This is a genomic window from Halopiger djelfimassiliensis (assembly GCF_000455365.1).
Classification (GTDB): Archaea; Halobacteriota; Halobacteria; order Halobacteriales; family Natrialbaceae; genus Halopiger_B; species Halopiger_B djelfimassiliensis.
This window is the reverse complement of the sequence record NZ_HG315684.1, coordinates 565,799-585,552: the sequence shown is the minus strand read 5'-3', so window position 1 is coordinate 585,552 and position 19,754 is coordinate 565,799. Positions and strand designations below refer to the sequence as shown.

Below are 19,754 nucleotides of genomic sequence, written 5' to 3'. Positions count from 1 at the left end.
GGAAAGTCACAACAGGGGACAGCACGAAGCCCACTACTGCAATCGGATTCCATTCACAGGAGCGAGATACACCGACATCGAAGTATCGGACGTGTTAGAACGGGTATGGGCTATCAGTGAGGAGCAGTCACAGTAGCGCCTGCGAACCGCTATCTCTTGAGGGACGGCCGTTCGAAACGGACCGCGTTCCTAGCGCCTCGTCGTGGGCCGAGATGCTGTAGTTACCCTACAAAATTCCGTCAACGGGCTGTTTCGGATTCAACGCGGTGTGTCGGGTTGTGCTGCCGTACCGATGCGGCGAGAGCGGTATCGATCGCTGAGCCGCCAATCGAAGGTATCCAAAAAAGAACGATCGTACGGCCGGCGTGAGCCGGTAGTTAGCGGGTGGTGCTGTTAGTGCTGGCGACGGCTCGCGAGCATCGCGGCACCGAGGAGCGCAACGAGCGCGACTGCGACGCCGAAGCCGGGCATGCCGTCGTCGCCCTCGTCTTCGCCGCCGTTTTCGTCGCCGTTCTCGTCACCGTTCTCGACGCCGTTCTCGTCACCGTTTTCGTCGCCGTTCTCGTCACCGTTCTCGACGCCGTTCTCGTCACCGTTTTCGTCGCCGTTCTCGTCACCGTTCTCGACGCCGTTCTCCGGTTCTTCGTCGCCCGGAAGCTCTTCGGCGAAGACGAGATCGTTGGTGTCGATGCTGCTACCGTAGGCGCGGAAGGTAGCCTCACCGGTGTCGCCTTCGGACTGGTCGCCGTAGTCGGCGGTCAGCGTAAACTCACCGTCGTCCTCAATCTCGAGGTCGTGGGTGTTGTGGAACGCTGGCTCGACGCCTTCGTCGGCAGCCAGTCGGAGGCTGGCCTCCGCACCGGGCGCGACGTTCGTCGTCCCGGAGATTTCGGCATCCTCGGAGATCGGGACGACGACTTCGTCGTCCTCGTTGAGGTGGTCGAACGTGACCGCGGGCTCGACGATCGAGAAGTCCTTGGTCACGGACTCGGTCGACTCAGCCGCGAAGTACGGGTAGGCTGCGTCGCCGCCAGTGTCCTCGGCACCACGGTCGTCGAAGTGGTAGCGTTCCTCGTCGTGAGTCTCGTACTCGAGTTCGGCGGTGAACTCGTGGTCGGGCTCGAGGCTGCCGTCCCAGGCACGGCTCGTGCTGGTGTCGACGACCACGTAGAGGGCGCCCTCGTCGTTGTCAGCGAGGACGTAAACGTCCTTGTCGTTCGCGTCCTCGAGAGCGAGACTGGTCGGGTCCTGGTTGCCGACGGAGTCGTCGGCGGTGACCTCGAAGTTGATACCTTCACCTTCCCAGGAGAGGCCGTGTTCACCTTCGGCTTTCTTGTCGGTAAGTGCGTAGAGACCGTCGGCGCTGGTGCCGTCGGTAACGACGTCGACGCCGTCACCGGAGGCGGCTGCCAGTGCACCGATGAAGCCGCTCGCTTCGGCTTCGATGACCAGACGGTCCTCCTCGGCGATCTCGGTCTTTTCGGTCAGCGTGACCTCGTCACCGAGAAGCTCTTCGAGGTCGTTGTCGTCGGCGGATTCAGCCGGCGTGGCGTGGGTCTTGATCGATTCGACGCTTGGCGGCTCCAGATTGACCATCGACTGGTCGATCTCGTTGTCGATCTCGGCTTCACCGTCGTCGTTGACGATGAAGTCACCGTTGGAAGAAGCCGTTAGCTCGTACTCGGTCGGCTGCAGCGGTCGGGAGAGCTGGTACTCGTCACCGTCCTCCCAGTCCTCTGCACTGTTGACCAGATCGAGCTCTTCGAGGTACTCGCCGAAGCCGTCGAGTTCGTTTCCGTTGTCGACTTCTTCGTCCCAGAAGTTGACCTCGAAGTCGTCACCGTGGACGAGACTTTCGATCTCGTCGTCCTCGGAGTAGTACACGTCGTCGGTACTGTCCGTGAACTTGTCGTCACCGAGCGTACGGGTGTTGATCCAGAAGCTCACTTCGTCGTTTTCGTCGTCATCGTCGAGGTGGAGGATGTCGACGAATTGGGACTCTGCGTTACCGAACTGGATGTACGTGTCGTCGGTGTCTTCGAGCTCGAGGGAGACCTGGACGTAGTCACCGGCGGTCTGGGTGTAAACACCCTCGGAGAAGCCACCGTCGACGTCGAGTTCCGTGACCTCGATCTCGGCGGACGCTTCAGCGTTCGTGTTCGGAGCTTCGAACTCGAGGTTGTACACGTCTTCGTCGATGTCCGTGAAGTTGAGCGCCTTTTCGCGGTCGCTGAGACCGACGAGTGCGATCTTCTCGTCCGAGTCGTCCTCGCCGTCTTCGAGGAGGACGGCGTTGAACGGACCGACACCGACGTCCCCGTCGAGGTCGTTGAGTTCGTCCTCGGTGGCCTTGTAGACCTCGTCGTCGTCGTAGGCAGGGCCGGATTCGGGACCGTTCGTGAAGATGTTGAACAGTTCCTCGTTGTCGAGGTCGCCTTCGGCACCGACGAGCACGCTGAACGGACCACGGTTGGATTCGATGTCGAGGTCGGTCGTCGCCAGCGGCGGTTCATTGCTCACTTCGTCGTCCTCGAGTTCGACGTTGAGCGTCTGACCGCCGACCTCGAAGGTGTCTCTGGTGTCGGGCTGGTACGCGAAGTCGTCACCGCTGCTACGGACGAAGTAGTCGTCGTCCTCGAACCCTTCGGTATCGATCTCGAACACTTCGATACCGGTGTTTTTGTACTCCACCAGGTCGTCCGAGGTGAGGTCGGTTTTGTGTTTGCTGTCGGTGACCTTACCGTCGGATTTGTCGGTGACGCGACGGACCTGATAGTCGTTGTTCTCGGTGTCGATCTCCTCGCCCGGGTAGGCGTAGAGCGTGTCACCCTCGTAGACGCGGGACTCCGAGTACGGCGGGTTGAAGTCGAGCTCACCGGTGACGGACATCGTCACTTCGTCGGACGTGACGGAGCCGGCGGTGGCCTGGAGCGTCAGCTCCTCACCAGCCATGTTGCTGGTGTCGTACGAGAGGGTGACGGATTCGGTTGTCTCGCCTTCGACGGTGACCTCTTCGGAGTCTTCGGTTTCACCGTCGACTTCGAGTTCGACCGTCTCGGTTACGTTTTCGCTTCCAGTGTTCGATACGTCTACCGCAACGTCGATCGTAGTTCCTTCAGACACCGTCTCGAGTTCATCGGCGTTGGTGATCTGAAGGTCGAGGTCCTCGTTCGCTGCCACCGATCCCGCGAATGCGGTCGACATGGCGACAACGGACAGGACCATAATCGCTGCCAGGAACACTGCACGTCCCTTTTCACGATATGTTGCTTCGTTTGTCATGTGTTGTGAGTGTTGTCTGCTTTGGTTGGTTAGCGCACGGTCAACGGAGACGACCATCGGCATCCGTCCGACATGATCATCGCTAGTTCCGACACGGTTCTCCCGGGTGGGGTATTCGTGAGATCATTCCGTCGCCGGCATAAGTCTTCTGTTATTACACTTTAGAACAAGAAATAACGACTGCTGAGATAACAATAGTATCTTCTAATCAAATAATATATCTATTCGGGGTTTGGCTATTCGTGCGCGAAAGAAAAATAAATGAATAGTGATCTTCGGCTCGGTTGTACTCGTCTCTTCCTCGAAAATACACTCCACGTCAGACATCCGTCTTCCAAAGCATTATTAGTTATCACCAATAACTACAGCATGCCCATCCAGACGAGCTATCGTCTGGAGGCATTCCATCCCCCCATCCGCTTGTCAATCCACCCCCCAGTGAAACGACGCTCGCGGCTGGGTCTGCGGTGAGCACACTCCCATCACCGCTCTCGCAACTCCCCCCTTTCACTCGAGTGCTGTAGCGCGTCGTGTCCTCTATCCGGAAACGCTGGACTCGTGAGCCCGTTCGTCGCGACGATATTCGTCAACGGAGTGGGCAGAACTGTTTTACCGGTTCACCGGCCTCTCCCAGTGAATGGGTGAGAGAGAACTGACGGCAGTCGTGGAAGGAACTACAGCCGCGTACGACCACGAAGGTACCCTCGAGTCCGTCGATATTCGACTGACCTACGAGACGACCCTCGAGACGAACGCCGGCAAGAAACGCGTTACCTACGGCGCGCCGCGGTTCCGGTTCGCGGTCGATCCGGACGGCTGTGCCCGACTTGCTGAGATCGAGAGCCGCGACCCGGACGGGACGCGGGACGCGTCCGCGGGCGGCGTCTCCCTTGCGGACTTCCGTGCGTTGCCGGCGGCCGTCGAACTCCTCGAGGAAATCGGCGACGTTTCCCGCGTCGAACCGGTCGAGCGGTCCGTCGCCGATCGGATCGACGAGATCGGTGCCGTCGAGTTCGAAGCGGAGTGAGCGCGGCTGGCGGCCGGATACCGAGATCACAGGAGTGCTGAAAGGGCTAGCCCGACGGCGACTCCCAGAACTGGAACGTCCAGTCGCGAAAACGAAAGCGCGGGTAACGTCGGATTCCACGCGAAACACCGCGCCCGCAGTGCAAGCGACAGGCGATCCGCTCGATCGAACGCCCGCGAGAGGCCGAGCAGACCGAGCGTACTGGCGCGCTCGAGCACGCTTCGTTCGGTTCCGAGACGCGCGGCAATCGCGTCGCGGATGGTTCGCATGTCACTCCTGAGTACCGGGAGAAACCGGAAGACGAGCGCGATCCCGATACCGAGAAGCTGACCCGGTTTTCCCGGGATCGTCCGCTGGATCGCGGCTCGCGAGTGTCTGACCGGCGTCGAGCGAACGTACGCAGCGCTGACAAACAGGATCAGGAGCACGCGATAACTCGCCCGGGCGGATGCGCGTCCTCTCTCGAGGTCGATCCAGGGATCGCCGATCGTCGCCGCCGCGGCCAGCGGAGCGATGGCGAGCACGACGACTGCGAACCGGTAGGCATAGAGCAGGTTCCCCAACGGGACCCGTGCTGTGGCGAGCGCGACCAGCGTCACGACGGAGAGGACGAGCAACGCTCGAGGACCGGTGTGTGCCAGTGCGGTCGCGGCGAAGCCGAACTGGACCGCTAGCTTCGAGCGTGGGTCGAGCCGGTGGGCGAACGTCTCGTCGGGTTCGTAGGTGAGCATCGGTGTGTCACGGGACGCGAACGTCGAGCGCCGCGAGTTCCTCGCATGCCTGCTCCGGTGGGTCGTCGACGACGACGCGACCGTCACCCATCGCGATGACGCGGTCGGCGAGCTCGAGGACGTCACGAAGGTCGTGAGTAGCGAGCAATACGCCGGTTCCGTCGGCGGTCAGCGACTCGAGGTGTGACAGTACCGACCGGCGCGCGCGGTCGTCTAGCCCGGTGAACGGTTCGTCGAGGACGAGATGCATCGGGGCCATCGCAAGCGCGCCAGCGATGGCGACGCGGGCCTGTTCGCCCCCCGAAAGCGCCTCGATTCGTTCGTCCTCGCGGCCCGCCATGTTCACCGCCTCGAGTGCGGTCGTCACCCGGCGGTCGATCTCGTCGCGGTCGAGGCCGAGGTTTTCGGGGCCGAACGCGACGTCGGCACCGACCGTCGCCGCGACGAACTGATCGCGCGGGTGCTGGAAGACCATGCCGACGCTCGAGCGGGCGGCGATGGGATTTTCGTCGACCGGCGTGTCGTCGACGAGGACGTCGCCGGCGTCGGGCGTCAACAGCCCGTTGCAGTGTCGCAACAGGGTCGTCTTGCCGCTCCCGTTGGCGCCCGCAAGCAGCACGAATTCGCCGTCGTCGATCGTCAGCGAGACGTCCTCGAGAACGGGGACGTCGCCGAACGCGTAGGAGACGGATCGGAACTCGATCATCCGGTCGCTACGTTGGATCGATCCGGCCGCTTTTGACGATGGCGACGGCGGCGGCGATCTTGAGCAGGTCGCCGGGGATCAGCGGCAGCGTGACGACGGTGAACGATTCGGCGAGGGTCGTCTCCGTCACCCACGCGAACCACGAGAACCCGGCGAGGTAGACGACGACAGTCGCCGCGGCGAGGGCACACAGCAGGACCGGCAGGGTCGTCTCCGCCGGATCACGGACGGTACGGCCGCGGTGGACGACGGCTCCGACGAGCAGCGCGCCGACCGGAAACGAGAGGAGAAAGCCGCCGGTGTTTCCGAGAAGGTACCCGAACCCGCCGTTCATGCCGGCAAACACCGGCGCTCCGAGCGCGCCGGCCCCGAGGTAAAACACCATCGAGAGCGTTCCCCAGACGGGGCCGAGAAAGAGTCCCGCCAGAAAGACCACGAGCAGTTGCATCGTTCCCGGAACCGCCGAGATCGGGATCGGGATCATCGACGCAACCCCCATCAGCGCCGCGAGCAGGGCCGCCCGAGCGAACTGTCGGACGACGGTGTCGTCGACGAGTTCCACCGAGTGCTGGTCGGTTTCCATACGCCACCTCTCTCGTAAACCCGGATCAAAACTTCGGTTTCCGAGGGCGCGGTGTCTCTCCGCTGTCATTCCGTCGGGTCGATCGGTTCGAACGGGGCGACGGTACGTGGGCGATCGCGATCGGTTCGCCGGCCGTAATCGGGGATTGTGTCAGCGGTGGAGCCGAAACGACCGGCGCGCTTATGCGTCGGTTCGGTCGGGTGGTGTGAAACGAATGCGCTCCGGGTGTACGCAGTTCGGCAAGGCGGAGTATCGCAGGGTGAAACCGGGACGGCGATCGCATTCCCCCGGTGCGGGCCGGAAGGCGGGATCGTCACGACCGGGACAGCGCTGTGTGACGGGTCGATTGCAGCGAGGGCGTCCATGAGGAAAACGGGCTCCGCGGTCGTGCTGGTCGCCGTCGCCGCGATCACGAGCGTCGTCGCGCTGCCGCTCCTTGCCGGAGTGTCGGGATCGGCCGTTCGCGACGGAACTACCGGTGTGGTGGAGGGACCACCGGCCGAGGCGGAGACGACACCGATGACGCCCGACGCGAGGGACGCGGGGACGAACGGAACGCAAGAACACGAGACGGCCGTCGATGACGGCGTCGACGAGGGCATCGCGCTCGTCGAGACACAGGGCATCGAAGTGACCCAGCAACAGCGAGCGGCCGCGATCGACGGGGCGGGCGAAGCAGTCACACAACACCTGCAAGCCGACGCCCAGCAGGTACAGGCGGCGACGGCGGGTGCGGTCCACGGTGCGTTGGTGCAGGAACAGCGGGTGAACGCGACCCAGATTCAGCATGCGGTCGCGGGAGCGATCGACGGCGCGCTCGACCACCGCGGGACCGCCAGCGCGAGCCAACTCCAGAGCGCAGCGTGGGGCGGGACACACGGTGCGCTCGCTCAGGCACACCGCGCGACCGTCGACCGGATTCGGGCCGCCGCCCGTGGTGGCGCTTCGGGTGCCGCAAGCGAGGCCGGGACGACCGACGACGCGACCCCACTCGTCCGGGAAGCCGCACAGGGGAGTGCCTACGGCGTCCTCGAGCAGTACCAGCGGCTGACGGTCGAGCAGCGCCAGCGGGTCACGCTCTCGCACCTCTTTCACGCCGCGGCGGGCGCTGGTGCGGGCGCACTCGAGGGCAGCGTGTCCGCGGTCGAACGACAGCAGCGGGTGACGGCCGAACAGTCCCAGCGGGTGACGATGAAAGAAGTACAGGAGGCCGCCAGCGGGGCGGCCAAGGGGGCGCTCGTCCAGCGGCAGGCGGCGACGGTCGAGCAGACTCAGGCCGTGGCCCGCGGTGCGGGTATGGGGTCGTTGCAGTCGATCCGGACGATCCGGCTCGAGCAGCGCCAGCGGATCACGATCGATCGGATTCACGCCGCGTCGTTCGGCGCTGCAACCGGATCGATCGCGGCGGCCGAGACGGCGACCGTCGAACAGCTTCAGGCGGCGGCTGACGGCGCTGCCGGCGGCGTGCTCGCTCAGCAACAGGCCGTTTCGGTCACGCAGATCCAGTATGCAGCGGCGGGCGCAGCGAAAGGCGTAGTCGAGTCGACGGTCCAGCAGGGACTCGAGGTCGAGCACGTCCGGGCCGCCGCAGCCGGTGCCGGCGAGGGCGCGGTCGTCCAGCAACAGGTCGTCGACGCCGTCCAGATCCAGACCCTCGCGGGCGGCAGCGCTGCGGGGGTTCTCTCCCAGTCCCGGCGGGTGACGGCAACACAGACCCGGTCGGCTGCGGCGGTTACGAGCCGGGAAACGGCGCGAGCCGTCCAGCGCCAGCGACTCACCGTCACGCAACTCCGGACGCTGGCGGAGTCGACAGCGGCCGACGCGGCGAGCTACGCCGGCCGGGAAGGGATCGACGACGGGGCGGAACTCGTCCAGCACGTCGAGATCGAACTCGTCCAGCGACTCGAGGACGTCGACGAACGCGAGGGGACGGCCACGATCACCGTCTCCGAGCAGACGTCCGCCGGCGACAGCGTGGTCGTCGACGAGATAACCCTTTCCGAGGGCGGGTTCGTGGCGGTCTACGAGGGGATCGCGGTCGATGTCGATCCCGATGGAATCCGCGGCGTCTCACCGTATCTCGAGCCGGGCAACCACGAATTCCTCGAAATCGAGCTCGAGGAACCGCTGGAGGAAAGTCAGCCGATCGTCGCCGCCGTCCACCACGATACGACCGACGACGAGACGTTCCGGTACGCCGCCACCGACGGGGCCGCGGACGAGCCGTACGTCACTGCGAGCGGTTCGCCGGCCCTCGACGGCGCGTTCGTTACCGTCGAGGACCGACCGGACGAACCCGAGGCGACGCTCGCCGTGAGCGATCAGGCGGGGTCCGGCGCGTCGCTGACCGTCGACGAGGCGATCGCGTCCGTCGAGTACGCCGTCGTCGTCACGGACGAGGACGGCCAGGAACTCGGCCGGACCGATCCGATCGCCGCGAACGAGTCCCTCGAGAACGCGTCGATCGGCTTGGAGCCGGCGCTCGAGGACGGAGCCACGCTCGAGGTGACCGTCGTCGCGGCGGCCGACGGCGAGTCGCTCGCGACCGAGACGGTCGACTACGACCTCGACGAGACGGTCGACGATCTGTTCGTCGAGTACGCCGACTGCACCCGGGTCGAGATCGAGGGAACGCTCGAGGAGGGCACGACGCTGTATCCGCGGACGCTCTGGTACGATTCGGCCGGTCCCGGTGATGCGTTCTACAGCGGGGTCACGGCCGGCGAGGAAGTTGACGCCCCGTTCACGGGGACGGTCGTGATGGCGGTCGGCGAGGCGTTCGATATCCGGCAGGTCGACGCGGAAACCGTCGTCATCGAGGTGCCCGACGAGGGACGGTTCGGTTCGTTCATCGTCCCGTGGATCAACCAGCCGGCCGAGGCCGAATCGACGCTGGCGACGCCGCCGGCGGCACTCGAGTGTGGTGATGCGATCCAGCCGGCACGGCCGACGACGACCGTCGAAACCGTCGAGGAAATCGCCGACGGCTTCGCCGTGACCTTCGGCTACGAGAACCCGAACGATGCGGCGCTTCCGGGCGGCGAGTTCGTCGCGGGAACGACGGCCGACCAACCGGTCGAAGAACTCGAGCCGGGGGACGGCGAGTTCACCGTCGAGTGGACGCCCGAAACCGACGACGAACGACTCGTCTGGGCGGTTCCGATGGCGGACTTCGGCTACGACGACCCGGTTCGCGCCGAGACCGATCCCGCCGGCGAGTACGACCGGTCCGAGGCGTTCGCCGTGGAGTTCGTCGACTGTTCGCGCGCCGAGGTAACGGGGTCGTTCGAGGACGGCGACACGATCATCGTCGCCACCGGCTTCTACGAGTCCGGCGGATTCGGCAACACCATGGGCGAGTACGCGATCACGGTCGGCGAGGACGTCGACGCACCTCTCGAGGGGACGATCGTCTTCGAGACCGGGACGGCGTTTACCGTCTCCGAAACGGACGAGGGTGCGATCGTCGAGGTGCCCGAAGGCGCGTTCGGCGCGGCGATCACCGGCATCGTCTCGCCGGACGCGACTCCCGGCGAGATCGACCACCCGAACCCCGACGCCGGTCGGTGTATCGCCGAGGTCCGCCCCGAACTGCCCGCGATCACCGTCGAGGAGACGACCTCGACCGCGGACGCCATCGAAGTGACCTTCGGCTACGAGAACCCGAACGACGCCGCGTTGCTCGTCGGCAGCGAGTTCATCGAGGGGACGACCGCCGACGAACCGATCACCGAACTCGAGCCGGGGGACGGCGAGTTCACCGTCGAGTGGACGCCCGAAACCGACGACGAACGGCTCGTCTGGGCGGTCGATATGGACAACTACGACTACGAGGAGGTGCTCACCGCAGCGACCGACCCTGCGGGTGAGATCACACCCACTGAACCCGCGGCGTTCGCCGTCTCGATCGCCGATACGAACGATCCCGTCGAACGCGGGGTCCCGCTCGAGGTCGATGCGGCCATCGAGAACGTCGGCGACGAGGCGGGGACACAGGTCATCGAACTCGCCGTCGATGGCGTCGTCGTCGATTCGGCGTCGGTTTCGCTCGAACCGGGGGCGACAGAATCCGTTCCGCTGACCGGCGAAACGGACGGCCTCGAGCCCGGCGAGTACGGGCTCGAGGTCTCGAGCGGGAACGAGACCGTCGCTACGGCGGTGACGATCGAGGGGATCGCCGACCCCGAGCAGCCGGAACCCGAGCCACCGACGTCGCCGGAGCCCCCTGCTCCGGCGGACCCTGAACCGCCCGTAACTCCGGCCCCCGAACCACCGGCCGCTCCGGACGGCCCGGCTGCATCCGCCGTGCCCGACTCACCCGCCGCTTCGGACGCGCCCGAGCCGGCGGCCGAGGGGAACGAAACCGACGGGACCGCCGAAACCGACGAGTAATCGCCGAGAGTCGGTCCCGGTAGGCGGCGCGTAGCCGTTGCTAGCGAGTCGGGTGTCACGATACGGAATCGGTCGCCAGTGCTGGCGACGAGCGGTCAGTGCTGGTGGCCGGTCGCTTCGCCGAACGTCACGCCGAACCGCTCCTCGAAGAGATCCATCACGCGCTCCTCTTGTGCCTCGAGTTCCTCGTCCGCGCCGTCGCCGTGGTGGACGAGGTGGTGTGCGCGGCTGGCAAACGAGAGCAACACGACGTCGCCGACGGTTTCGGCGGCGGTCTGGTCACCCTCCGCCACGAGGTCGACGAGCCCCGCAGGAACGGTGATCTCGTCTGCCGTGTCGTCGCCGTTGATCGAGAAGGTGATCGTATCTACTTCGTCGGTCATACCACTACGGTCGGGAAGCGTCCCTAAAGGTGCTGTGGCTTGCACCGAGCGCGGTCGTTCGGTCGTTTCCCCCGTGGTGTTTTTGCCCATCGGCGACGAACGCCGACGTATGCCACGGATCGAACTCGAAGAGGAAACCGTCGAGCGACTCGATGCACTGCGGGTCGAGGACGAGTCCTACGACGAGCTCGTCACCGAACTCATCAACATCTACGAGACCAGCGAGTACACGCTGTTTCACGCCGGCGACTGACCGCTGTCGTTCGAACTCGAGCCGCCCGGTCGTCCGTGGCGGGGGCCGGGCACGCGGGATTACTCGCTCGCGTCGGCGGCAGCGGCCTCCCGGACCGACTCCCACCGCCCCTTTGACTCGAGGTGGGACTGTAACTCCTCGGCGTACTCCTGGGTGAGCCGTTCGGCCGCCGCTAGCTGGTTTTCGTGATCGTCGCCGCCGTCACCGCCCATTCCGAGCGCCCCTTTGATCGAGTCGACGATGCCGCCGGACGAACCCGAGTCGCCGACGCCGCCGGCGGGGCCGCCCATCGCGCCCATCCCCGACTGGACGTCCTCGAGTTCGGGGATGATCTGGTCGACCTTCTCGGTGTTGGCGACGATCCGGGCCTTTTCGGGATCGGTGGGCCGTTCGATCTCGAACTCCGTCGCGGTCATGATGAGGCTCCACTGCTGGCTCGAAAACTCCGAGCTCGCGATCCGCGAGGAGAACTCCTGATCGACGGTCATTCGTTCGCCGACGATCCGATCCGTCCACGGCTGATCGCTCATACCAGCCGGTTCGATCGGTAGCTGTATCAGGGTTTCCCTCGCCCGGAACGACCCAGCGGTCGAGCGGTCGGTCGAGGCAGTCAGTCGAGGCGGTCGGACGTCTCCTCGTACCGGGTCGCGAGTTCGGCGTACCGGTCGGCCGTCGCCTCGAGATGGGGGTCGTCGACCTCGGCTTTCGGTTCGGCGGGCGCGCCGGCGACGAGCGTCGAAGGAGGGACCGTCGTCCCCTCCGTCACGACGCTGCCGGCGGCGACGACGGCACCCTCGCCGACGGACGCTCCGTCGAGGACGACGGCGTTCATGCCGACGAGCGCACCCGATTCGACGGTCGCGTCGTGGACGATGGCGCTGTGACCGACCGTCGCGGACGGCTTCAGTTCGGCGTCCTCGTGGAGGACGGCGTTGTCCTGTACGTTTGCCCCTTCGCCGACGACGATCGTCCCGTGGTCGCCACGGAGCGTGACGTTCGGCCAGACGCTGGCGTCGGCCTCGATCACGACGTCGCCGATAACGACCGCGGCCTCGTCGACGTACGCCGAGTCGGCGATCCGCGGCTCCATCCCGTCGAACGAACGCAACATGTCTGCCCGTCTCTCGAGGCGGCCCCTTGAATCTGCCCATCGGTTCGTCACGTCCGGAGAGCCGTATTACGGCCCGAAGTAGCTATCTTTAAACAGCGAGAGAACCCCGCCATGAAACGGCGGGCGTGAATCGCGTCACTCAACTCCACAATTCACCGCTCGATGGAAGACCGGATATTCCACGCTAATACAGGTCGTCTCCGACCGAACTGGATCGGTTCCGGGACTGCTCGGGACGGTCCCGTCCCAACGTATTTTGGCACTAGCGATAAGCATCGAGCCGTGATACGTGGCGAGTGCAGCGGACGTGATGGTTGGTATCCGACCATCGTTCCGCTGGCGTGTCATCCCACCACCTCACCCCATCACTCGACCGCGCCGGCTCGACCGGCGACTTGGGTCGAACCCCCCCTTCGTTCCTCTCTCTCTCGGCTCACTCGTTCGGGAGACGCTCGGAGAGCCGATCGAACCGATCCCGTGCTCGCTCCCGCCGCTTTCGTTCGTCCGCGTCGCGATACTGCAGTTCGAGGTGTGACTCCGTCTCCCGAACGTCGGTCGTCACCTCGAAGACGGCACCTTCGTGTCGTCCCGCCGTCGGCAGGGTCTCGAGGTCGAACGACCGTTCGTCGACGACCCCGCCGTCGTCCTCGAACAGGAGCACTGCCGTCTCACCGTCGACGATCCGGTCGAGGACTGCGGTGTAGCTGGTCCCCATCAGGGACCAGTAGGCACGGCAGCACCATCAATCGGTGGTCGATCGGGCGGGCCCTCGAGCGCCGACTGTGGGTTCGTTTCGCGAGCCTCGTGTTTCCGTTCGAGCAGCGTCGTCGGGTCCGTCGGCCCGTCGCGTTCGGTCGACACCGAGACGGTTTCGCCGTCGGTCGACACCACGACATCGCCGTGAACGCCGGTCCAGTAGGTCTCGATATCGCGCTCGGCGAACGCCTCGAGCACTTCGTCGTGTGGGTGGCCGTACTGGGACTCGCGTGCGCTCGAGACGACGGCGATATCCGGAGCGACGGTCCCGAGGAACGGTGCCGTCGAGGAGGTCGAGGAGCCGTGGTGGCCGGCCTGATAGGCGTCGGCCGCGAGGGCGTCGCCGTACTCCTCGACCAACCGCTGTTCGGCCGTCCGTTCGGCGTCGCCGGTCGTCAGATAGGAGAACGAACCGAAGTCGACGGCGAGCGTGACGCTGTTGGCGTCGAGACCGACGCCGGAATCACCCTCGGGCGGGTTCAGGACGGTCGCCTCGACGCTCTCGTCCTCGAGCGGGAGCGTGTCGCCCGCGGCGACTTCGAACAGTTGCACGTCGTTGGCTTCGATCGCGTCGAGGTAGTTCTCGTAGGTCGCGCTCGTGTGTGGGACGCCGGAATCGTAGGCCGCACCGACGCCCTCGCCGTGTTCCTCGAGATACTCGACGACGGCCGCGTGCCCGCCGATGTGGTCGGCGTGGGCGTGGGTCGCGATCAGGTGATCGATGCGATCGATATCGTGTGTCTCGAGGTAGTCGATGACCGCCGCACCGTCGTCACGCCAGTCACCCGTATCGATCAGGATCGTCTCGTCGCCCGGCGTGACGACGAGGGTCGAATCCCCCTGCCCGACGTCGATGTGGTGGATCTCGAGGGAGCCAGCCGCGGCCTCCTCGACGTCGGCGGGCTCGGAGCCGACGTCAATCCCGGTCCCACAGCCCGCCAGCACGACGAGGAGTGACAGAAGGAGCAGGTGAAGCCGTCGCACATTCGTTTCGATGCGCCCGTCGACTATGTGCGTTCGGTTCGCAATACCCGAAAAACTGGTAGTAAAGTATAGGATTCCTGTTCGAGCGCCGACAGCGGTCCCGACCTAGAACGCGTTGCCTTCGAAGGTCGTCTCCGCGTGCAGGTCGCCCTTCAGCGCGTCGTGGACCTTACAGAGTTCGAACGCGCGCTCGATGATCTCGTCACCGGTTTCGTCGTCGACGTCGGCTTCGACGCGGACGTCGAACCGGACCGACTCGAGTTTGTCGTCGTCGTTGAGTTCGCCGGTCGTCTCGATCTCGACGCGACCGAGATCGTCGACGCCGCGTTGCTGGCCGCCGACCCGCAGCGCGGGGACGTAACAGGAGCCGTACGCGGCCAGCAGGGTCTCGAGCGTGTCCGGCGCGTCCTCGCCGTTGGCGTCGACCGCCGTCTCGAACTCCCGGATCTCGTTCGTGGCGCTGAACCCCTCTTCGGCGACAGTGGTGACCTCTTTCGCCATAGCAGTCGGGAAAACGGTGGCCGACGCTGTAAACGTTGTTCTCCCGGAGGATACCGTCGCTACGTTCGACAAGCGCGCGAACGGGTGGCCGGTATCGGCGCGTGACCTGCGAAAACGGCGCGTCGGGTTCGGGGAGCGTGAGTGTGAGTCAGGCCTCGAGTTCGAACGGCTCGTCGGCCTCGAGAACGTGGACGTCGGCGTCGCTGCCGGTGCCTGTCACTTCGCTTTCGAAGTCTTCGGGGTCCTGCTCGATCGGCGGGAAGGTATCGTAGTGTTGCGGGAAGGCGTGGTCGACGTCGAGCCAGTCGACGGCGATGGCGGCCTGCTGGGGCCCCATTGTGAAGTGGTCGCCGATGGGGACGGCGGCGGCGTCGGGCTCGAGGTAGGGGCCGATGACGTCGCGCATCTCGGTCATGAGCGCGGTGTCGCCGGTGTGATAGAAGGTCGTCGACTCGCGGTCGGCGACCTGCGTCGGCTTCGTGTCCGAGACGACGAACCCGGTCGGCATGCCGGCGTCGACGTCGTACTCGGTCATGATCCCGTTCGTGTGGTCAGCACGGTGCATGGTGACGAACGCGTCCCCACACTCGACGGTGCCGCCGATGTTCATCCCCATCCCGCCGACGGCGTCCTCGAAGCCGAACTCCTCCTGACAGTAAGAGACGAGTTCCGGCGTCGCGACCAGCGTCGCCTCCGAGAACGCGCCGGCGTCGGCGATGTGGTCGGCGTGACCGTGTGTCAACAGCACGTAATCCGGCGTCTCGACGTCCGCCGGCTCGAGGTCCGTCTTCGGGTTGTCGAAGAACGGGTCGATCAACAACTCGGTGTCGCCAACGGTGACGTGCCACGTCGAGTGGCCGTGCCAGGTGAGCTCCATAGCGTTCGAACTGTCGGGTGAGATGAACTTAAAACTGGGTGTAGAGGGTTCCACGCGCCCCCACGGACGGCGTTCGGCTGTCGAGGGCGACGATGGCGGCGTCGCGGTGAGCGGCCCGCTCGAGCGCCGAACCGTCGTGGCGGCGATGCCGTGTCGTTTTTTATCCGGAACGCGTACGGCGACCATGCTCGCGCTGACACTCGAGGAGTTCATGGTCGAGTTGAACGAGGGGTCGATCAAAAATGTCGGGCCGAACAACAAGTCGGCGACGGTCAAACTGTTCGACGTCGAATCCGCCGAGGCCCGGGAGTTCGGCGACAAGCGCGTCAAACTCGTCTTCGAGGACGAGGACGGCAACGAGATGCAGGTCTCGCTGTTTCCCGAGGACGTCGAACGGATCGCAAGCGACATCGAGTCGCTCAAAGCGGAGTCGGCGGTCTTCGAGGACGCGTAGGGACGACCGGACCCGAACGTGGCCGTCCGGCGATCGCATTTCGACAACCGTTTTAGGGCGAAACTGCTTGATGCGAGTAGATGGGTAACTGTATCATCTGTGGCACACCCGTTGACGGCGAGATCTGCGAGAGTCACGAGGAGGACGTTGTCTTCGAGTTTCACGGCTCCGAGCCCTCGCAGCTTACCCCCAGCCGCTACTACCGGGGGACCGTCGACGGCTACGCCGACTTCGGTGTCTTCATCGACATCGGAGCACACGTAACAGGCCTGTTGCACAGAAGCGAACTCGACCAACGGATCGAAAGTCTCGACTGGGAACCGGGCGACGAAGTCTTCGTCCAGGTACTCGACGTCCGGGACAACGGCAACGTCGACCTCGGCTGGTCGATTCGCCAGCGCGAACGCGAGTTCCGCGGCAAACTGATCGAGACTGCCGACGACGAGTTCCGTCCCGAGGAGTTCGAGGACGGCTCCGACGGCGAGTCCGACGCGGAATCCGACGACGTGACCGCCGGCGAGTACCAGGCATCGACCGACGAACCCGGCTCGGTCGACGAGGGCACCACGTCTCCCAACGCTAACGCGACCGAGACCGTCGCCACCGGAAGCGGCACCGGAAGCGGCAGCGGCTCCGTCGCAACCGAGACCGCCGCCCCGTCGACGCCGGCGACCGACGACGCCGCCGACGCGACGCCCGAGGCCGAACCGGCGCTCAAGCGAACGACGATCGACGCGATCGAACAGCAGGTCGGCAGCGTCGTTCGACTCGAGGGCGAGATCACCGGCGTCCGACAGACCAGCGGTCCAACGGTCTTCGAACTGCGCGACGAAACCGGCACCGTCGAGTGTGCGGCCTTCGAGGAGGCCGGCGTGCGCGCCTATCCGGACGTTGACGTCGACGACGTCGTCGCCCTCGAGGGCGAGGTCGAGCGCCACCACGGCGACCTCCAGATCGAGACCGAATCCCTCGACGTCCTCGCCGACGAGGACCGCGACGCGGTCCTCGAGCGCCTCGAGAACGCGATCGAACAGCAGGCGCGTCCGGCCGAGATCGACCTGCTCGCCGACCACGAGGCGGTGACCGCCGTCGAGGACGGCCTCGCCGACGCCGCGACCGCGATCCGACGGGCCGTCATGGAGGCCCGGCCGATCGTCGTCCGCCACGGCGCGACCGCCGACGGCTACGTCGCCGGCGCTGCGCTCGAACGCGCGGCCCTGCCGCTGATCCGCGAGAAACACACCCGCGAGGACGCCGAGTATCACTACTTCGAACGCCGACCGCTCGACGGCCGGGTCTACGACATGGACGCCGCGACCGACGACGTCACCGCGATGCTCGAGGCCCGCGACCGCCACGGCGAACAGCTTCCGCTTGTCGTTCTCGTCGACGCCGGCTCGACCGCCGAATCCGTCGACGGCTACGACCTGCTCTCGCTGTACGACGCGGAATCGATCGTGATCGACGACAGCCGCGCCGACGACGAGATCACCGACGCCGTATCGGTCGCCGTCGCGCCGTCGCTTACCGACGTCGATGTTTCGGACGTGACCTCGACGGCGCTTACCGCGAACGTCGCCGCCCACGTCAACGACGACGTCCGGGGCGATCTCGAACACCTCCCCGCGGTCAGCTACTGGGAGGACACGCCCGAGGCCTACCTCGAACTGGCGAGCGAGGCCGGCTACGACGAGACCGCTATCTCCGAGCGCCGCGAAGCCGTCGCCCTCGAGTCGTACTACCAGTCCTACAAGGACAAACGAGAACTCGTCGCCGACCTGCTGTTCGACGGTGAGGCCGTCGAGCGGCCACAGGACGGCGACCTTGCCGGGCACGTCTCCGAGCAGTTCCGCGCGAAACTCGAAACCGAACTCGGGACCGCACGGGAGAACCTCGAGACCGAGGCAGTCGACGGGATCACCGTCGCCGTCCTCGATACGGCGGCGTTTACCCACCGGTACAACTTCCCGACGACGACGCTCCTGCTCGATGCGTTGCACCGCCGCCAGCGCGACGACGGGCCGTTCGTAACCCTCGGTGTCGGTGACGACGAACTCCACGTTCGTGCGACCGACTCGCTGAACGTCCGCGAGTTCGGCGACGCGATCGCCGAAGCGGCACCCGATGCCGGCGTCCACGTCGTCGGCGGTCGGGACGGACACATCGAGTTCCTCCCCGGCGAACGCGACGCCGTTCGCCAGGCCGCACTCGAGGCCCTCGACGAGACGCTCGCGTAAGGCTCGTTCTCCCCTACCGTCCGCACGACCGACCAGCGACGGTGCCGCGTCGAACCCTCCGTTGGAGCCATGTGAGTCGAACCGGACAGTCGTGGTGGCTCCCGGCGCTTGTCGTCGGGTATGCCGTCGTCGTTCCATTGGTCGCGACGGTGTTCAACGACGAGATGGATCGTCATCACCGATCGAGAACGCCCACGGGATCCGGCCGGACAGAGGCAAACGCCGAACCGGAACGAGCCGAAACCGACACTCGAGACACCCTTGAGACCCTCCGCGAGCGGTACGCGGCGGGGGGACTCACCGACACAGTTCGAACAGAAACTCGAGCGACTACTGAACACGGAACCCCTCGAGGACGCCCATGAGTGGGCTGAAACAAATCCGACCGAACTGCTTCAAAAAATGTCGATGAAGAGATTCGACTCTAGTCTCCACTGTGTCCGTAATCGGTTTGTTGTTAGTCTCGGACTTCGTATTCTACTCTGTGTGTATGGCTTACCGTCTCTGTCGTTTGGTTCGGATTCGTCGTTGAAATATCAACCTCGAACGTAACATCGTGTTTATACGTCCCGGAAGGTGGATATCCGTCGCTGGCCCGTCTAAAGTTAATCCACGTCTCGAGTCCGTAGAGTTCTTCACCAATATCGGCCCAATCGGCGGTTAGACAACCCCTGTTTTCCCCATCACACGAACTCGTTTTTATGGATACATTATCATCATTAAAACTCCCCAATCCGAAAGGACTCGGCAGTGGAATCACGTTTCCGGCCGTTGCGTTATACGCCGTGTTAAGGGCGAATTGGAACAAATCGGATCCGCTGTCACGGGTATTCTGATTCCCGTTTTCCGATGCTGCCGAATCTAGTAGTGCGGGAGTCTCTCCGAACGGAGCCGATACCGGTTCGACCTCAATCGAGACATCCCTCAAATACGTAGTATAGGAACTGTTGTCGGGACTTTGATACGGGATTTGCCACGTCATACCGAGTTTAAAGCTGTCCGCAGAGTTCGGGAACGAGTCACCTGCTGCTGAAACAGTAGACGCCGGTTCAGCGATAACGCCCCCGTTCCGCGCAGTCACTTCGGTCTCCGCTACATCATTACTGGTGCCCTTTTCCTCGAAACTAACGCCGTCGCCATCGCTACCTCCGCTACCCCCGCCACAGCAGGGCATATAGTCTCCGGCCGCTGACGTGCCTGTGGCTGCGACCAACGAACCGATTCCTACGGCAGAGGCGCTAGTTACCTTCAACAACTTTCTCCTGTGGATATTACCATCCATAACCCCATTGGAATATGGGAATAATAATAAACTTTTGGGCAGGATCTACATCGAATATTCCACACCCTGTTTAGAACCCCGTGAGACGCCATCGATGTGTAGACAAGCGACTTCCGGGGCAGTCAGCCTATCGACACCAGTAGTATGAACTGCTTGGCGGTTCGCTTGCCGGCGACGCACTGCTCGCGGATGGTT

General features: G+C 64.7%; 17 protein-coding genes and 1 pseudogene. 6 read left to right on the top strand and 12 right to left on the bottom strand.

What is annotated here, in order from left to right; genetic code table 11:
• Positions 1–393: 393 nt before the first annotated feature.
• Positions 394–3,282: a BGTF surface domain-containing protein gene (locus TX80_RS02895; protein ID WP_268258128.1), complete on the bottom strand. Its 2,889-nt coding sequence runs from the start codon at positions 3,280–3,282 to the stop codon at positions 394–396.
• Positions 3,283–3,919: 637 nt separating this feature from the next.
• Here TX80_RS02895 and TX80_RS02890 point away from each other — a divergent pair.
• A complete protein-coding gene (locus TX80_RS02890) occupies positions 3,920–4,309 on the top strand; it encodes a hypothetical protein (RefSeq protein ID WP_049921363.1) in 390 nt (129 codons plus the stop codon).
• Positions 4,310–4,335: 26 nt separating this feature from the next.
• Here TX80_RS02890 and TX80_RS02885 read toward each other — a convergent pair whose 3' ends face one another.
• The 3 genes from TX80_RS02885 to TX80_RS02875 are packed head-to-tail and all read right to left on the bottom strand — an operon-like array spanning position 4,336 to position 6,329.
• Positions 4,336–5,040 (bottom strand): energy-coupling factor transporter transmembrane component T family protein, encoded by a 705-nt coding sequence (locus TX80_RS02885; protein ID WP_049921362.1) that lies wholly within the window; start codon positions 5,038–5,040, stop codon positions 4,336–4,338.
• 7 nt (positions 5,041–5,047) lie between these two features.
• Positions 5,048–5,746 carry an energy-coupling factor ABC transporter ATP-binding protein gene (locus tag TX80_RS02880; RefSeq protein WP_049921361.1) on the bottom strand — a complete coding sequence of 233 codons (699 nt, stop codon included), beginning with the start codon at positions 5,744–5,746 and terminating at the stop codon, positions 5,048–5,050.
• Positions 5,747–5,753: 7 nt separating this feature from the next.
• A complete protein-coding gene (locus TX80_RS02875; RefSeq protein WP_049921360.1) occupies positions 5,754–6,329 on the bottom strand; it encodes a biotin transporter BioY in 576 nt (191 codons plus the stop codon).
• Between the two features lie 363 nt (positions 6,330–6,692).
• Here TX80_RS02875 and TX80_RS02870 point away from each other — a divergent pair, with 363 nt between their 5' ends.
• Positions 6,693–10,721: a DUF7282 domain-containing protein gene (locus TX80_RS02870; protein WP_049921359.1), complete on the top strand. Its 4,029-nt coding sequence runs from the start codon at positions 6,693–6,695 to the stop codon at positions 10,719–10,721.
• Positions 10,722–10,816: 95 nt separating this feature from the next.
• On the opposite strand, the gene TX80_RS02865 is transcribed toward TX80_RS02870, so the two are convergent.
• A complete protein-coding gene (locus tag TX80_RS02865; protein WP_049921358.1) occupies positions 10,817–11,104 on the bottom strand; it encodes a DUF7545 family protein in 288 nt (95 codons plus the stop codon).
• A 109-nt stretch (positions 11,105–11,213) separates the two neighbouring features.
• On the opposite strand from TX80_RS02865, the gene TX80_RS19275 reads away from it, so the two are divergent.
• Positions 11,214–11,357 (top strand): DUF7557 family protein, encoded by a 144-nt coding sequence (locus TX80_RS19275; RefSeq protein WP_195893020.1) that lies wholly within the window; start codon positions 11,214–11,216, stop codon positions 11,355–11,357.
• Positions 11,358–11,416: 59 nt separating this feature from the next.
• Here the strand turns inward: TX80_RS19275 and TX80_RS02860 are convergent, their stop codons facing one another.
• From TX80_RS02860 to TX80_RS02835, 6 genes are all read right to left on the bottom strand, one after another.
• Entirely contained in the window at positions 11,417–11,887 is a 471-nt protein-coding gene (locus tag TX80_RS02860; protein WP_049921357.1) for a DUF5799 family protein, read from the bottom strand.
• Between the two features lie 80 nt (positions 11,888–11,967).
• Complete coding sequence (locus TX80_RS02855; RefSeq protein WP_049921356.1) at positions 11,968–12,468, bottom strand: gamma carbonic anhydrase family protein; 501 nt, start codon at positions 12,466–12,468, stop codon at positions 11,968–11,970.
• Between the two features lie 433 nt (positions 12,469–12,901).
• Positions 12,902–13,183, bottom strand: coding sequence for a DUF3006 family protein (locus tag TX80_RS02850; RefSeq protein ID WP_049921355.1), 282 nt, complete (start codon positions 13,181–13,183; stop codon positions 12,902–12,904).
• Entirely contained in the window at positions 13,183–14,208 is a 1,026-nt protein-coding gene (locus TX80_RS02845; RefSeq protein WP_049921354.1) for a ComEC/Rec2 family competence protein, read from the bottom strand. The genes TX80_RS02850 and TX80_RS02845 overlap by 1 nt, the downstream gene beginning before the upstream one ends.
• A 105-nt stretch (positions 14,209–14,313) precedes the next feature.
• Complete coding sequence (locus TX80_RS02840) at positions 14,314–14,709, bottom strand: OsmC family protein (RefSeq protein ID WP_049921353.1); 396 nt, start codon at positions 14,707–14,709, stop codon at positions 14,314–14,316.
• A 148-nt stretch (positions 14,710–14,857) separates the two neighbouring features.
• Positions 14,858–15,586: a metal-dependent hydrolase gene (locus TX80_RS02835; RefSeq protein WP_049921352.1), complete on the bottom strand. Its 729-nt coding sequence runs from the start codon at positions 15,584–15,586 to the stop codon at positions 14,858–14,860.
• A gap of 184 nt (positions 15,587–15,770) precedes the next feature.
• On the opposite strand from TX80_RS02835, the gene TX80_RS02830 reads away from it, so the two are divergent.
• From TX80_RS02830 to TX80_RS20075, 3 genes and pseudogenes are all read left to right on the top strand, one after another.
• On the top strand, positions 15,771–16,040 hold the full coding sequence (locus TX80_RS02830; protein WP_049922171.1) for a hypothetical protein: 270 nt from the start codon (positions 15,771–15,773) through the stop codon (positions 16,038–16,040).
• An 80-nt stretch (positions 16,041–16,120) separates the two neighbouring features.
• A complete protein-coding gene (locus TX80_RS02825; RefSeq protein WP_049921351.1) occupies positions 16,121–18,277 on the top strand; it encodes a DHH family phosphoesterase in 2,157 nt (718 codons plus the stop codon).
• 41 nt (positions 18,278–18,318) lie between these two features.
• A pseudogene (locus tag TX80_RS20075) lies at positions 18,319–18,646 on the top strand (SHOCT domain-containing protein); the annotation flags it as partial.
• An 88-nt stretch (positions 18,647–18,734) separates the two neighbouring features.
• Here the strand turns inward: TX80_RS20075 and TX80_RS18850 are convergent.
• Positions 18,735–19,559, bottom strand: coding sequence for a hypothetical protein (locus TX80_RS18850; protein WP_154658557.1), 825 nt, complete (start codon positions 19,557–19,559; stop codon positions 18,735–18,737).
• Positions 19,560–19,754: the final 195 nt, after the last annotated feature.